Source organism: Lentzea sp. HUAS TT2 (assembly GCF_051853195.1).
In the GTDB taxonomy this organism is placed as follows: Bacteria; Actinomycetota; Actinomycetes; order Mycobacteriales; family Pseudonocardiaceae; genus Lentzea.
On sequence record NZ_CP196667.1, the window covers coordinates 3194757 to 3207517 of the forward strand.

The 12761-nt window shown below is 69.3% G+C and carries 14 protein-coding genes; 5 read left to right on the top strand and 9 right to left on the bottom strand.

The features are described 5' to 3' along the window. Positions 1 to 5 precede the first annotated feature (5 nt). From cysS to ACSHWB_RS16050, 3 genes are read right to left on the bottom strand one after another with little or no spacing between them, the layout of a single operon-like run. Positions 6 to 1400 carry a cysteine--tRNA ligase gene (gene cysS, locus ACSHWB_RS16040; protein ID WP_439662819.1) on the bottom strand — a complete coding sequence of 465 codons (1395 nt, stop codon included), beginning with the start codon at positions 1398 to 1400 and terminating at the stop codon, positions 6 to 8. Continuing rightward, entirely contained in the window at positions 1397 to 2020 is a 624-nt protein-coding gene (locus ACSHWB_RS16045) for an HAD family hydrolase (protein WP_439662820.1), read from the bottom strand. The genes cysS and ACSHWB_RS16045 overlap by 4 nt, the downstream gene beginning before the upstream one ends. Positions 2021 to 2045: 25 nt before the next feature. Next, the gene (locus tag ACSHWB_RS16050) at positions 2046 to 2990 is read right to left on the bottom strand and encodes a toll/interleukin-1 receptor domain-containing protein (protein WP_439662821.1); all 945 of its coding nucleotides are present in this window, start codon (positions 2988 to 2990) and stop codon (positions 2046 to 2048) included. A 53-nt stretch (positions 2991 to 3043) separates the two neighbouring features. On the opposite strand from ACSHWB_RS16050, the gene ACSHWB_RS16055 reads away from it, so the two are divergent. Beyond that, positions 3044 to 3340 carry a DUF6191 domain-containing protein gene (locus ACSHWB_RS16055; protein WP_439662822.1) on the top strand — a complete coding sequence of 99 codons (297 nt, stop codon included), beginning with the start codon at positions 3044 to 3046 and terminating at the stop codon, positions 3338 to 3340. On the opposite strand, the gene ACSHWB_RS16060 is transcribed toward ACSHWB_RS16055, so the two are convergent. The 4 genes from ACSHWB_RS16060 to ACSHWB_RS16075 are packed head-to-tail and all read right to left on the bottom strand — an operon-like array spanning position 3337 to position 5423. After that, complete coding sequence (locus tag ACSHWB_RS16060) at positions 3337 to 3729, bottom strand: PPOX class F420-dependent oxidoreductase (protein WP_439662823.1); 393 nt, start codon at positions 3727 to 3729, stop codon at positions 3337 to 3339. The two genes, ACSHWB_RS16055 and ACSHWB_RS16060, sit on opposite strands and share 4 nt — an antisense overlap. Before the next feature lie 5 nt (positions 3730 to 3734). Beyond that, positions 3735 to 4202, bottom strand: coding sequence for a 2-C-methyl-D-erythritol 2,4-cyclodiphosphate synthase (gene ispF, locus ACSHWB_RS16065; RefSeq protein WP_439662824.1), 468 nt, complete (start codon positions 4200 to 4202; stop codon positions 3735 to 3737). Beyond that, entirely contained in the window at positions 4202 to 4891 is a 690-nt protein-coding gene (ispD, locus tag ACSHWB_RS16070) for a 2-C-methyl-D-erythritol 4-phosphate cytidylyltransferase (protein WP_439662825.1), read from the bottom strand. Before ispD ends, ispF begins: the two co-directional genes overlap by 1 nt. A 43-nt stretch (positions 4892 to 4934) precedes the next feature. Next, positions 4935 to 5423, bottom strand: a complete 489-nt coding sequence (locus tag ACSHWB_RS16075) for a CarD family transcriptional regulator (protein WP_012782996.1) — start codon at positions 5421 to 5423, stop codon at positions 4935 to 4937. 254 nt (positions 5424 to 5677) lie between these two features. Between ACSHWB_RS16075 and ACSHWB_RS16080 the strand changes: the two genes are divergently transcribed. Further along, positions 5678 to 6424: a hypothetical protein gene (locus ACSHWB_RS16080; RefSeq protein ID WP_439662826.1), complete on the top strand. Its 747-nt coding sequence runs from the start codon at positions 5678 to 5680 to the stop codon at positions 6422 to 6424. Positions 6425 to 6496: 72 nt separating this feature from the next. Here ACSHWB_RS16080 and ACSHWB_RS16085 read toward each other — a convergent pair whose 3' ends face one another. Further along, complete coding sequence (locus ACSHWB_RS16085; protein ID WP_439662827.1) at positions 6497 to 6931, bottom strand: hypothetical protein; 435 nt, start codon at positions 6929 to 6931, stop codon at positions 6497 to 6499. A gap of 154 nt (positions 6932 to 7085) precedes the next feature. Here ACSHWB_RS16085 and radA point away from each other — a divergent pair, with 154 nt between their 5' ends. The 3 genes from radA to ACSHWB_RS16100 all read left to right on the top strand — a co-directional run bounded on the left by radA (position 7086) and on the right by ACSHWB_RS16100 (position 10193). Beyond that, positions 7086 to 8495 carry a DNA repair protein RadA gene (gene radA, locus ACSHWB_RS16090; protein ID WP_439662828.1) on the top strand — a complete coding sequence of 470 codons (1410 nt, stop codon included), beginning with the start codon at positions 7086 to 7088 and terminating at the stop codon, positions 8493 to 8495. Between the two features lie 370 nt (positions 8496 to 8865). Then, positions 8866 to 9399: a hypothetical protein gene (locus ACSHWB_RS16095; protein ID WP_439662829.1), complete on the top strand. Its 534-nt coding sequence runs from the start codon at positions 8866 to 8868 to the stop codon at positions 9397 to 9399. A gap of 26 nt (positions 9400 to 9425) precedes the next feature. Further along, positions 9426 to 10193: a hypothetical protein gene (locus ACSHWB_RS16100; RefSeq protein WP_439662830.1), complete on the top strand. Its 768-nt coding sequence runs from the start codon at positions 9426 to 9428 to the stop codon at positions 10191 to 10193. A gap of 30 nt (positions 10194 to 10223) precedes the next feature. Here ACSHWB_RS16100 and otsB read toward each other — a convergent pair whose 3' ends face one another. Further along, on the bottom strand, positions 10224 to 12755 hold the full coding sequence (gene otsB, locus ACSHWB_RS16105; protein WP_439662831.1) for a trehalose-phosphatase: 2532 nt from the start codon (positions 12753 to 12755) through the stop codon (positions 10224 to 10226). Positions 12756 to 12761: the final 6 nt, after the last annotated feature.

Sequence of the window (12761 nt, forward strand, 5' to 3'; positions counted from 1 at the left end):
GGAAGTCAGTCGTCCTTCAAAGTCCACTGCGGACCGTCGGGGGTGTCCTCGACGGCGATGCCCGCGTCGTGCAGCTGGTCGCGCAACGCGTCAGAGCGCGCGAAATCCCTGCTCTTGCGGGCTTCTTGGCGTTCGACGAGAAGTCGATCCACCAGGGTGGTCAACGCCTGGCGCATGCCGAGATCGGCAGACGACGCGTCGTTCCACTTCGGCGACAACGGGTCGACGCCGAGGATGTCAGCCATCCGGCGCACGCACTCGGCGGCCGCACGGGCCGTCTCGTGGTCGCCGTCGGCGAGTGCCGTGTTGCCCTGGCGCACCTTGTTGTGCAGCGCCGCCACGGCTTGGGGCGTGTTCAGGTCGTTGTCCATCGCGACCACGAAGTCCGGACACATGTCGCCGCGCAGCTCGATCGGGCCCACGCGTTCCGCGACGCGGCGCAGGAACGACTCGATGCGCCCGTAGGACGTCACCGCCTCCTGCAACGCCTCTTCCGAGTACTCGATGTGCGACCGGTAGTGCGGCGAGACCAGGTAGTACCGCAGCTCCTGAGCGCGGACCAGTTCCAGCATCGCGGGGATGGAGACGGTGTTGCCGAGCGACTTGGCCATCTTCTCGCCGGCCAGCGTCACCCAGTAGTTGTGCATCCAGTAGTTCGCGAAGCCGTCGCCGGCCGCGCGGGACTGGGCCTGCTCGTTCTCGTGGTGCGGGAAGATCAGGTCGAGCCCGCCGCCGTGGATGTCGAACGTGCTGCCGAGGTACGTCGTGGCCATCGCCGAGCACTCCAGGTGCCAGCCGGGCCTGCCGTCGCCCCACGGGGTCGGCCAGGACGGCTCACCGGGCTTCGCGGCCTTCCACAGCGTGAAGTCGCGCGGGTCGCGCTTGCCGCGCACCGCCGTCTCACCCTGCTCCACGCCGTCGAGCTTCTGCCCGGACAGCGCGCCGTACTCGGGGAACGAGCGCACGTCGAAGTAGACGTCGCCGTCGACGTCGTAGGCGTGGCCCTTGTCGATCAGCCGCTGCATCAGCTCGACCATCTGCGTGACGTGGCCGGTGGCGCGCGGCGCGTACGACGGCGGCAGGCAGCCGAGCGCGTCGTAGGCGTCCTCGAAGGCGCGCTCGTGCGTGTACGCCCACTCCCACCAGGGCCTGCCGTGGTCGGCGGCCTTGGTGAGGATCTTGTCGTCGATGTCGGTGACGTTGCGGACCAGCGTGACGTCGGCACCGTCACGGGCGAGCCAGCGGCGCAGGACGTCGAAGTTCAGGCCGCTGCGGACGTGCCCGATGTGCGGCACGCCCTGCACGGTCGCCCCACACACGTAGATCGACGCCGTTCCGTTGACCTGCGGGTGGAACTCCCGCATGGACCGGCTCGCGGTGTCGTAGATGTGGAGGCTCACACGGGAATGGTACGGGCCACATCCAAAAGAGCATTGGGCCGGTCACTCGTCGGAACCGGGTTGACGAGCCGGAAGGAGCAACCGATCGCCTCCGCGCCGCCGTCCGCCTCCGCGCTGTCGCCGACCATTACGGCATTGCGGGGATCGACGCCCAGCCGTTCGCACGCGGTGGTGAAGATCTTCGGGTCCGGCTTGATGACGCCCTCCTCGTAGGAGAGCACGAACTCGTCCACGAGGTGCGTCAGGCCGTGCAGCTCGAACACGGTGCGGATGTCCCAGCCGATGTTGCTGACGACCGCGACGGGGACGTCCTTCAGGTGCTCCAGCGTCGCCTTGGTGTCCGGGTAGGGCATCCAGGACCCAGGGTGCAGCAGCTGGTCGTAGAGCGCCTCGGCGTCGGGCACGAGTGCGTCCTTCAGCACCTTCACGTGGACCCAGCGGTGCACGTCGGGGTCGAGGTCGCGGCGCAGCCAGCCGTCGACGAGCTCGGGGTCCATGCCGTCGGCGATGCCGACCGGCGCGGTGAGTGCACGCATCAGGTCACCGTTGGACTCCAGCTCGGGGTGTTCGAGCCGGAACAGCGTGCCGGAGAAGTCGAAGAGCGCGGCGTGGGTCGTCACGCTCCCGACTCTACGTGCCGGACGGCTAGGTGGTCTGGACCTTTTTGAGCTCCGCCTCGACCGGCGACATGTCGTAGGACAGGTTGAGGTGGAGGTTGCCGGCCCCGCGTTCGCTGGCCGTCGTGAACTCCTCGACGAACTGCTCGATCTGCTTGAGCGGCTGGTCGGCGAGCTGCGCGGCGGTGGCGTAGAGGGTGGTGAACGCGTCCGGCGTCGTCGTGCCGCGCAGGTCGGCCGACCAGTCGAGCAGGTTCTCGTACTCCTCCACGAAGCGGTTCGCCAGCAGGCGGATCTTGTCCTTGTCACCGGGCCGACCCGCCGGGCCGAACGCCCACTGCTGCTTGCCGGGCGAGAGCAGCTCCGCGATGCCGTTGATGATCCCGTCGAACGTCCGCGAACGCGCCGTGAAGTAGTCCAGCGCGTCGGTGTCCGAGGTGATCGTGCGGCCGGACGAGGCGAAGCCCATCTCGTGGCTGTTCCGCTTGTCCGTGAGGTTGCGCATGTGCAGCGCCACGGTGTCCGAGAACAGCTGGTACTCCCAGCCCGCCGCCGGCGCGCTGACCGCGGTCCCGACCTTCTTCGCGATCATCTCGGCCAGCTCGCGCGGGGTGAGGCGGCGCAGGTCGAGGTAACCGGTACCGGCCCGCAGCGCGGGCAGCTCGGTGTCGTCGAACCGGACGGGCAGCACGTACTCCGTGTCGGAGATCAGCGCGCGGTCGAACGCGGACTGCCGCTCGTGCTTGGTCCACATCTTCCTGGCGTAGGACTCCGACACGAACATCACGCAGTAGCGCGAGTCGTGGCGGTAGATCTGGTCGAGGTGCTCGACCAGGTTCTTGCCCCACAGATCGGCTTGCTCGTCGGTGTCGTAGAAGCGGGTCACGCCCAGCTCGGTGAGGTGGCGGGCCACCTCGTCGACGTAGGGGCGGTCTTCGCCGGCGAAGGAGAGGCACACGTCGTACTTGGGCACGAGGCGCATGTTAGTGGCGGGAACCACACCGCTGTGCGGGGAGTTGTCCCGGTATGAGCCTGGGGTTCCTGTTCGCGATGTCGTTGCCCGCGTTGGTGGCCGGCCTGTTCCTGCTCGCCGTGGTCGAACGGTTCGTGCGGAACAAGAAGAAGGGCACCCCGATGGCCACCGCGGGCATCGGCGAGCTCGGTGCGACGTTCGAGGCGGGCAAGCGCGAGGAGCTCGAGTTCCGCAAGGAGGAACGGCAGCTGCGCGACGAGGAGGGGGACGGCGCGCCGCCGCGAAGCCTCGTGGACCTCGACGGCGGACGTGCCGTGCTCAGGGTGCCTGCGCAGAGGCAGCCCAGTTAGGCGTTGCCCGTGGTCTTGGCGACCTTCACGCGGACGATGACGCGGACGTTGTCCGTGCCGGCGTCGCCCGGGTAGTCCTTGCCGAGGTACTTGTGCGAGAGCTCGTTGATGAGCTCGGGACCGCCCTCGGTGGTCAGCGACGCGTCACCGCGGAACTCGCTGTACTGGTACGGGTTGTCCTTGTTGATGACGGTGATGCTCACCCGCGGGTCGTTCTGCAGGTGGCGTTCCTTCGCGCGGCCGACGACCGTGGAGAACAGGACGTCGTCGCCGTCGCGCTTGATCCAGACGACCGAGGTCTGCGGGCTGCCGTCCTTGGTCAGCGTCGCCACCGTGGCGTAGTTCGGGCTGTCCAGCAGTTCGCGCTGTGAATCTGAAAGCGTGGCCATGTTCGTCAGGCTACGGGGAGGAGCAGAGCTGTCGCGATCGCTGCGATGCCCTCGTTTCGCCCTGTGAGACCGAGGCCGTCCGTGGTGGTGCCGGCGACCGAGACGGGGCCGCCGACGGCGTCGGAAAGCGTTTTCTGGGCCTCTTCGCGGCGCTTGCCGATGCGCGGCTCGTTGCCGATGACCTGCACTGTGGCATTCCCCACACGGAAGCCGGCCTCCTCGACCAGGCGGCGCACCTCCGTGAGCAGGACCACGCCGTGCGCGCCCGACCAGCGCGGATCCGACGTGCCGAAGACGGCTCCCAGGTCACCCAGGCCCGCCGCGGACAGCAGCGCGTCGCACAGGGCGTGCGAGGCCACGTCACCGTCGGAGTGGCCGGCGCAACCGTCGACGCCCTCCCACAGCAGACCAGCGATCCAGCACTCCCGGCCTGACTCGATCGGGTGGACGTCGACCCCTTGGCCGATCCTCACTACTGGCCTCCGCTGAACAGTGCTTCCGCGACCGCGAGGTCGAACGGCGTGGTGATCTTCATGGCGTGCGCGTGGCCGGGAACCGTGTGGACCGCGACGCCGTTCTTCTCAACGAGACCAGCGTCGTCAGTTGCGGCAATACCGGAGCAATAGGCGGCTTTGAGAGTCTCGGCGCGAAAACCCTGCGGGGTCTGCACGACCCGCAGCGCTGCTCGATCAGGTGTGGAGACGACCACTCCGACCTCGTCCACCTGCTTGATCGTGTCGGCGACCGGAAGCACCGGGATGACGGCGTCGTGCCCACCGCGCACAGCGGCCACGACGGCGGCGATGACCTCGGGAGGGGTGAAGGCACGAGCAGCGTCGTGGACCAGCACGATCGAGGTGTCCGGAATCACGCGGAGCGCGTGTTCGAGGGCGAGTCGTACCGAGTCGGTGCGCTCGGCACCCCCTGAAAGCACGTGCACCGCCCCGCCGGCCGGAGCCAGCGAGGCGGTTGCGTTGTGCACTTGGTCCACATCGGACGGTGGGGCGGCGATGACTACGTGCTGCACCTGGCCTGACTCGAACAGGCCACGCACGGCACGGGTCAACAGCGGGACACCGTTGACCGGCACGAGCGCCTTGGGCATCCCGTAGCCCAGACGCTCACCGCGCCCCGCCGCGGGCACGAGCGCGACAACACTCATGTTCGCGACTAGATCCGATGCTCAGTTGTTTGTCTTTTGAGAACTACGAGGCAGTGGCGAGAACTTCGTCGAGGAGAACCTCGGCCTTGTCCTCGTCGGTGCCCTCGGCCAGCGCCAGCTCGCTGACCAGTATCTGCCGCGCCTTCGCCAGCATCCGCTTCTCGCCGGCGGAAAGCCCGCGATCCTTTTCGCGCCGCCAGAGGTCGCGCACCACTTCCGCAACCTTGTTCACGTCGCCGGAGGCGAGCTTCTCAAGGTTGGCCTTGTACCGCCGAGACCAGTTGGTCGGCTCCTCGGTGTGGGGAGCACGCAAGACCTCGAAAACCTTGTCGAGCCCTTCCTGGCCGACAACGTCACGCACGCCTACGATTTCGGCGTTGTCAGCGGGAACCCGAACGGTGAGGTCGCCCTGCGCTACCTTGAGAACGAGGTACTTCTTCTCCTCGCCCTTGATCACGCGGGTCTCGATTGCTTCGATGAGAGCGGCACCGTGGTGCGGGTAGACGACGGTCTCTCCGACCTTGAAAACCATGTGTCCTCTGCCCCTTTCGATGCCTCCATCCTAACACGTCCAGCAACCCTTCGATCGCTGCTCGATGATCCGTTAGTGCTGGTCAGGGCCATGCGGGGGGTTGACAAACCACCTGTTCGCGTGCAAGGTACGTCCCATCGAAGATCGACTGGCATCCCGTCGCGTCCTCGATTCGGGTCCCGGTTAGGCTCCTTGCCTGGTGGTTGTTCCCTAGGAAGGACGCTGGAGCCGTGAACTCAGGAGTGTCTCGCCGGATGATCGTGACGGCAGCGCTGGCCGCAGGCCTCGGCCTGGTGGCGGTCGGCTGCAGCGCCGGTCAGGTCACCCAGACCGACACCCAGGTCGCCGCCGTCGACGGTGCGAGCGGCAACGCGGGCCCGATCGCGGTGCGCAACGTGATGCTCGCCTTCCCGTCGGACGGCAACAGGTACGCGGATGGTGCCGACGCGCCGCTGACGTTCGTCATCGCGAACACGGGGGCGACCCCGGACAAGCTGCTGTCGGTCAAGTCGGAGGCCTCGGAGTCCGAAGCGGAGGTCGTCGGCTCGAAGGAGATCCCGGCGCGCTACGCGCTGCGGGCCGAGTACGACGCCTCGAAGGCGCCGACGAAGAGCTCCGCGCCGTCGTCGTCCGCCTCGTCCTCGGTCGTGCCGACCTCGGGCGCGCCGTCGTCGAACCCGTCCTCGTCGGTGCCGCCGTCATCCGGTGCCCCGTCGTCGGGCGTGTCGTCCTCCTCGGTGGCCCCGTCCTCGGGCGCGTCGTCGAGCGGCCGGCCGTCGGGTTCGTCCGTCGCACCGACCTCGTCGTCGGCCGCGGTGGACCCGGACCTCGAGGTGCTGGAGATCCGCTGCACCCTCAAGAAGCTGAACCGCGAAGTGGTGGCGGCCCAGACCATCAAGGTCACGTTCCTCTTCGAGAAGGCCGGCTCGGTGACGCTGGAGGTGCCCGTGGGGCCCTCCGAGCACAAGCGCGTGAGCGAAGGCCACGACTCGGGCCACTGAGCCTCTGAGACGTGCAGAACGCCGCCCCCGGCTTGCCGGGGGCGGCGTTCTGCGTTCTCAGGCCGGGTTCGGTCAGGAGGCCTTGAGCATCGGGGCGAACTTGTCGCGGTAGGCCCACGCCAGGCCGATCTCGGCTGCGACGACGAGCAGTCCCATGACCAGGCCGCTCGGCTCCAGGAAGACGTGGAACAGGAAGATGTTCACGACCACCGGGGCGAGCAGGGCCAGCGCCAGCGGCACGAACCGGCCGGCGATCAGCAGGAGTCCCGAGACGAGCTGGACGCCGGACAACAGCTGGACCATGTACCCGGTCGCGTAGAGCGCGGTGTTGAACGCCACGCCGGCGGGTGCCATCGTGCTCGGATCCGGGGCGGGCATGAACATGATGAAGCCGTTCAGACCGGTCGTGGCGAACAGCAGGCCGGTCAGCACGCGGGTGACGACGGTGGCGTAGCGGCCGAGGGCGAACTTGCGGGTCTGCGTCGCGGAAACGGTTGCGGTGCTCACGGTGTCCTCCAGGTTTGTGTGTCCTTCCACTAATGCGTCGAACGGGCCTCCCCGCGGATCGACAAACCGGCCCGAAAAATCTTGAAGTTTCTGTCGGATGGGCTCTGACCTGCGGCGCACGTTTCTGTCGGTGCCGTGCTCTAACGTTCGGTCCGTGGCGAAGACAGCGCGGCCGATCTTCCGTTGTGCCGAGTGCGGGCACGAGGTGGCGAAGTGGTTCGGCCGCTGCCCCGAGTGCCAGGCGTGGGGCAGCATCGAGGAACGAGGCACCGCGTCCGTGACGCGCGTGGTGGCGGGCGCGCCGACCTCGGCCGCCCGGCCGATCGGCGAGGTCGACATCGAGTCGGCACGGGCGCTCTCGACGGGTGTCAGCGAGTTCGACCGGGTGCTGGGCGGCGGCCTGGTGCCGGGTGCCGTCGTGCTGCTCGCCGGCGAGCCAGGCGTCGGCAAGTCGACGCTGCTGCTGGAGACGGCGCACCGCTGGGCCGAGTCGCACGGCCGTTGCCTCTACGTGACGGGCGAGGAGTCCGCGGGCCAGGTGCGCCTGCGCGCCGAACGCACCGGCAACCTCCACGGCGAGATGTACCTGGCGGCCGAGAGCGAGCTCAGCGCGCTGCTCGGTCAGGTGGACCAGGTGAAGCCGTCGATGTTGATCGTCGACTCCATCCAGACCATGTCGACGGTGAGCGTCGAGGGCGTGCCCGGCGGCGTCACTCAGGTCCGGACCGTCGCATCAGGACTGATCGCGATGGCCAAGGAACGCGGCCTACCGGTTGTCCTGGTAGGACACGTCACGAAGGACGGATCCGTTGCGGGGCCCAGGGTTCTGGAGCACCTGGTGGACGTGGTGCTGCAGTTCGAGGGCGATCGTCACTCCAGCCTGAGGCTGCTGCGCGGCATCAAGAACCGCTACGGCGCAGCCGACGAGGTGGGGTGCTTCGAGCTGCGCGACGACGGCATCGCGTGCGTCCCGGACCCGTCCGGCCTGTTCCTCACGCGGCGCGAGAAGGCCGTCGAGGGCACCTGCGTCACGGTGATCGTCGAGGGCAAGCGGCCGATGCTCGGCGAGGTGCAGGCGTTGGTGGCCAAGACGAACCTGCCCGCTCCCCGCCGCGCGGTGAGCGGCCTCGACTCGGCCCGGATCTCGATGGCGCTGGCGGTGCTGGAGAAGCGAGGCAAGGTCAACCTGTTCCAGAAGGACGTCTTCACCGCCACCGTGGGCGGCATGCGCCTGATCGAGCCGGCCGCGGACCTCGCCGTGGTGCTGGCCGTGGCCTCGGCGGAACGCGAGATCGCGCTCCCCGCCGACCTGGTGGTGCTGGGCGAGGTCGGCCTCGCCGGCGAGATCCGGCGCGTCAATGGGGTCGGCAAACGCCTCAGCGAGGCGGCGCGGCTCGGCTTCAAGAAGGCACTGGTGCCGCCGGACCACGGGCCGCTGCCGGACGGGGTGCGGGCGCTGGTGGCGAACGACCTGGTGTCGGCGCTGGAGTTGCTGGGGCTGAACCGCAGGGGCAGCAGCAAGGGTGGCGACAAGGGCGGGGCCGGGGAGGGCGAGGACGACTGAGCCGCTGCCGCGTCAGGGGACGCGGTGGCACTGGGGCGAGTGCGGTGACGCGGGAGACGCCGGCCGAGTCGCTGCCGCGCCAAGGGATGTGGTGTTGCCGGTGGCGCGGGCGACGCGTGGTGTCCGCGCGGGGTGAGCGCGGTGGCGCGCGGTCGTCCGGGGTGGCGTGCGACGTGTCGTCGTGCGCGATGATGCCTGCAGTGGCGCGGAGCCGCCCCACACACCTGCGGAGCGCCCCCACACACCCAGAGCGGCCTCACCCCACCCAGAGCGGCCCTACCCCCACTCGGAACGACCCCACCGGCCGCGCCCCCAGACCTCCCGAGCGGCCCAACGCATCCGCCTCCACGGCCCGTGATCGAATACGCGGGTGTTGGGGAGACACGACAGCGAGATCGGCGAGTTACTGCGGTTCGCGGCGGCCATGGTGCCCCCGGAGGTGCAGAGCGCAGATCTGCCCGACTACCTGGACCTCGAAGAGTGGGAGCTGGTGCTCCAACTCCTGGGCGACTTCGACGGCCACACCTGGCAGACACCGCGCTACTGGGCCCTGCTGGCCGAGGCCGCGACCCAGATGGACCAGGACGAGGCCTGGTTCCAGTGGCGTTGCGTGGAGTCGATCCAGGGCCTGTTACGGGTGGAGCTGGTGCTGGACGTCGACGCGGAACCGTTGCAGGCCAGGGGAGAACGCCCGATGTGGGACGTCACGGGCAAGCATCAGCGGGTGGCCGCGCTGTGGATCGAGTCCAAGCCCGTGCTGGGGCCGGGTGAACGGGCGACGGCGAGGTTGAGGCCGTTCGTGCCGCCTGCGTGGGCGCATCTCATCCGCGGCGACACGATCGCGTTGCTCGGCAGCTCGCCGGGGACGGCGAAAATCATCGAGAAGGTGCCGCCTCGGCCCTGAATACTCACGCCTCAGGGGAGGCATGAGTGATCAACTTTTATCAGCTGCGGGCCTGGCACCTGGACGGTGTCGAGGAGCGGGTCATCGTCCGGCGGCTTCTCGAGAGCGAGATGTCGAAGGAGGACATCCTCAGCGCGGTGGTGCTGGCGTTCGAGGTGTCGCGGGACGAGGCGGACCGGCTCATGCGGAATGGGCACGCGGACAACGTCCAGTACGACCTCATGCGGGGTCTCGAGATGCTGTCCGACGGCGACATCGACGAGCTGGACGACGTCCTGCGGCTCGCCATCGCCGAGGTGCCGCCGGGCCTGCGCACTGCTGCCGGGGTCACGCGTGAAGACATCGACGAGCACGTTGCGCGCGGCAGGGTGCAGCCGGCGTTCGACGCTCTCGGTGACTTCGAGGGCCACGTCTGGCAGACGGCTCGCTACTGGGACCTGCTGGCCGAAGCCGCCGTGCAGATCGGGTGCGACCCCGCCTGGTTCCACTGGCGGCGCGGGGAGGCGTTGAGCGGGGGCGTGCTGGCCGAGTTGACGCTCTACCCCACGGCGGAGACCGTGCCGCAGCAGGGGACGAGGCCAGTGTGGGTCCTCGGCGGACACCGAGGTGTCGCGGCCATGTGGATCGAGGGCCGGCCGAGGCTGGAGGCGGGGCAGACCGCGCGCGTGCGGTTGCGGCCGTTCCTGATGAGCGGCTGGGACCACCTCAACGCGGGTGACCGGATCACCCACCAGCAGTACGGCGAGGACCAGGGCACAGCAGAGATCCTGGAAATGACACCGCCGCGGCCCTAGGAGGACCGCGGCGGCACCAGAACTACGAGATCACTGCGAGAGCAGCTGGGCGCAGCGGATCAGGCCCAGGTGCGAGTACGCCTGCGGGTGGTTGCCCAGCGAGCGTTCCGCGATCGGGTCGTACTCCTCCGGCAGCAGGCCGGTGGGGCCCGCGGCCGCGACGATCTGGCCGAACAGCTCCTCGGCCTCGGTGCGACGGCCGGTGAGCAGGTACGACTCGATCATCCATGCGGCGCACAGGTGGAAGCCGCCCTCGTCGCCCGGCAGGCCGTCGTCGCGGCGGTAGCGGTACACGGTGGAACCGGACCGAAGCTCCGCCTCGATGGCCGTGACGGTCGACTGGAAGCGCTCGTCGGTCGGGTCGATCAGGCCCGACAGACCCACGAACAGCGAGGCGGCGTCGAGGTCGTCGCCGTCGTAGGCCGTGGTGAAGGACTGGACCTCGTCGTTCCAGCCGTTCTTGAGCACGTCGGTGGCGATGGTGTCGCGCAGCGTCACCCACGACGGGTCGAGCTCACGGCCGAACTGTTCGCCGAGCTTGATCGCGCGGTCGATCGTCAGCCAGCACATGACCTTCGAGTACACGTGGTGGCGCGGCGCGTGCCGCTCCTCCCAGATGCCGTGGTCGGGTTCGTGCCAGCGCCGCGAGACGGCCTCGGCCATCGCCCCTGCCATCGACCAGTCGGCGTCCGAGAGTGAACCGCGCGCGGTGGCCAGTTGCACGACCAGGTCGACGACCGGGCCGAACACGTCGAGCTGCACCTGCTGGTTCGCGAGGTTGCCCACGCGGACCGGACGGGAGCCCGCGTAGCCGGGCAGCGACTCGATGACGGCCTCGGCGCCCAGCTGGGTGCCGTGCAGCGTGTACAGCGGGTGCAGCCGCTCCGGGCCCGGGATGGTCTCCAGGACGCCGTGCAGCCACGCCAGGAAGCCGTCGGCCTCCGCGTAGGAGCCCACCGACACCAGCGCGGCGGCGGTCATCGCGCCGTCGCGCAGCCAGCAGTAGCGGTAGTCCCAGTTGCGGACGCCGCCGAGCTCTTCCGGCAGCGACGTCGTGGCCGCGGCCATGATCGAGCCGGAGTCCTTGTGCACCAGGCCGCGCAGCGTCAACGCCGAACGCAGCACCAGGTCGGTCTGCACCTTCGGCAGGTGCAGCCCCGCCGCCCAGTCCGACCAGTAGCCGGCGGCGCGGTCACGCCGCACCGACTCGGCCTGGGCGTGCTCGGAGATGTCGTCGGTGCCGCAGCGCAGCTCCAGCAACACCGGCGCGCCCTCACGCGGCCGGACGACGGCGCGTGCCGTTTCCTGCACGCCGTCCGAGGTGATCTCCCAGTCGACACCGGGGGAGCGCAGCACCATCGGGTCCGACGTGCCGACGACGCGCAGGCCGTCGCGCTCGCGCAGCAGCCGCACCGGCACCTGCCCGAACTCCGGGCGCGGCGCGAACGTGATCACCGCGTTCGTCGAGCCGGAGATCCGGCGGACGAGGTCCGTGCGGTGCGAGGCGAGGTCGTGCTCCAGGTAGTCCGTCACCAGGAGCCGCGACCACCGGGTCTCCACGATCATCGTGCCCGGCAGGTAGCGCTGGCCCAGTGGCAGCGACCCGTGCTCCGGCTTGATCGAGAAGTGGCCGGCGGCGGGGCCACCGAGCAGGTCCGCGAAGATCGCCGCGGAGTCCGGTTCGGGGTGGCACAGCCAGTTGACCTTGGCGTCCGGCGTCACCAGCGCCACCGAACGCTCGTTCGCGAGCATGGTCAGGCGCTCGATCGGCACGGCCTGGTCGCCGTGCAGCCACGCGCGGCGCTCCTCCAGGAGGAACGCCAGCACCGTCGCCACGTCGGACGGGTCGCTCACGTAGTGCTGGGCCAGCGACTCGCCGGGACCCACGCGGATGCCGAGGTCGGGACCGGACAGGCGCGCGAACGCCTTCTCGTCCGTCACGTCGTCGCCCAGGAAGATCGCCGCGGTGGCGCCGACCTGGTGGCGCAGGATGTCGAGGGCGTGGCCCTTGTCGGTCTCGACGACGGCGAGCTCGATGACGGCCTTGCCCTCGGTGACCTGCACACCTTCCCAGGTGCACGGGCCGGAGCGGACCGCGGTGAGCACGGCCTCCCCGATGGCCTCGCTCGCGGCGCGGCGCACGTGCACCGCGACGGAGGCGGGCTTGACCTCGAGCTGGACGCCTTCTTGGCCGTCGGCGATCTCTTCGAGCTCGGCTTCGATGCGCCGCAGCAACGCCTTGGCGTTCGCGTCCAGCGCGTGGACGAAGCCGACGTCGAACTCGGAGCCGTGCGAGCCCACCAGGTGGACCTCGCCAGGCAGGCGGGAAAGGGTGGCAAGGTCGCGCAGCGCGCGACCGGAGATCACAGCGGACGTGGTCTCGTGCAGGCTCGCGAGCGAACGCAGTGCGTTCACCGACTCCGGAAGCGGGCGAGCCGCCTCCGGGTCGGCCACGATCGGCGCGAGTGTTCCGTCGTAGTCGCTGGCGACCAGCAGTCGTGGGGTCCTGGCCAGCTGCACGATCGCGCGGCGCAGTTCGGCGGGGAGGGCCTCGGCGGTCAACGCCCC

Excerpts from the sequence above, each read along its gene's own strand:
- ACSHWB_RS16055 (WP_439662822.1), top strand. The coding sequence starts at position 3,044 with ATGAGCCTGGGGTTCCTGTTCGCGATGTCGTTGCCCGCGTTGGTGGCC.
- ACSHWB_RS16060 (WP_439662823.1), bottom strand. The coding sequence starts at position 3,729 with ATGGCCACGCTTTCAGATTCACAGCGCGAACTGCTGGACAGCCCGAAC.
- ispD (WP_439662825.1), bottom strand. The coding sequence starts at position 4,891 with ATGAGTGTTGTCGCGCTCGTGCCCGCGGCGGGGCGCGGTGAGCGTCTG.
- ACSHWB_RS16075 (WP_012782996.1), bottom strand. The coding sequence starts at position 5,423 with ATGGTTTTCAAGGTCGGAGAGACCGTCGTCTACCCGCACCACGGTGCC.
- ACSHWB_RS16080 (WP_439662826.1), top strand. The coding sequence starts at position 5,678 with ATGATCGTGACGGCAGCGCTGGCCGCAGGCCTCGGCCTGGTGGCGGTC.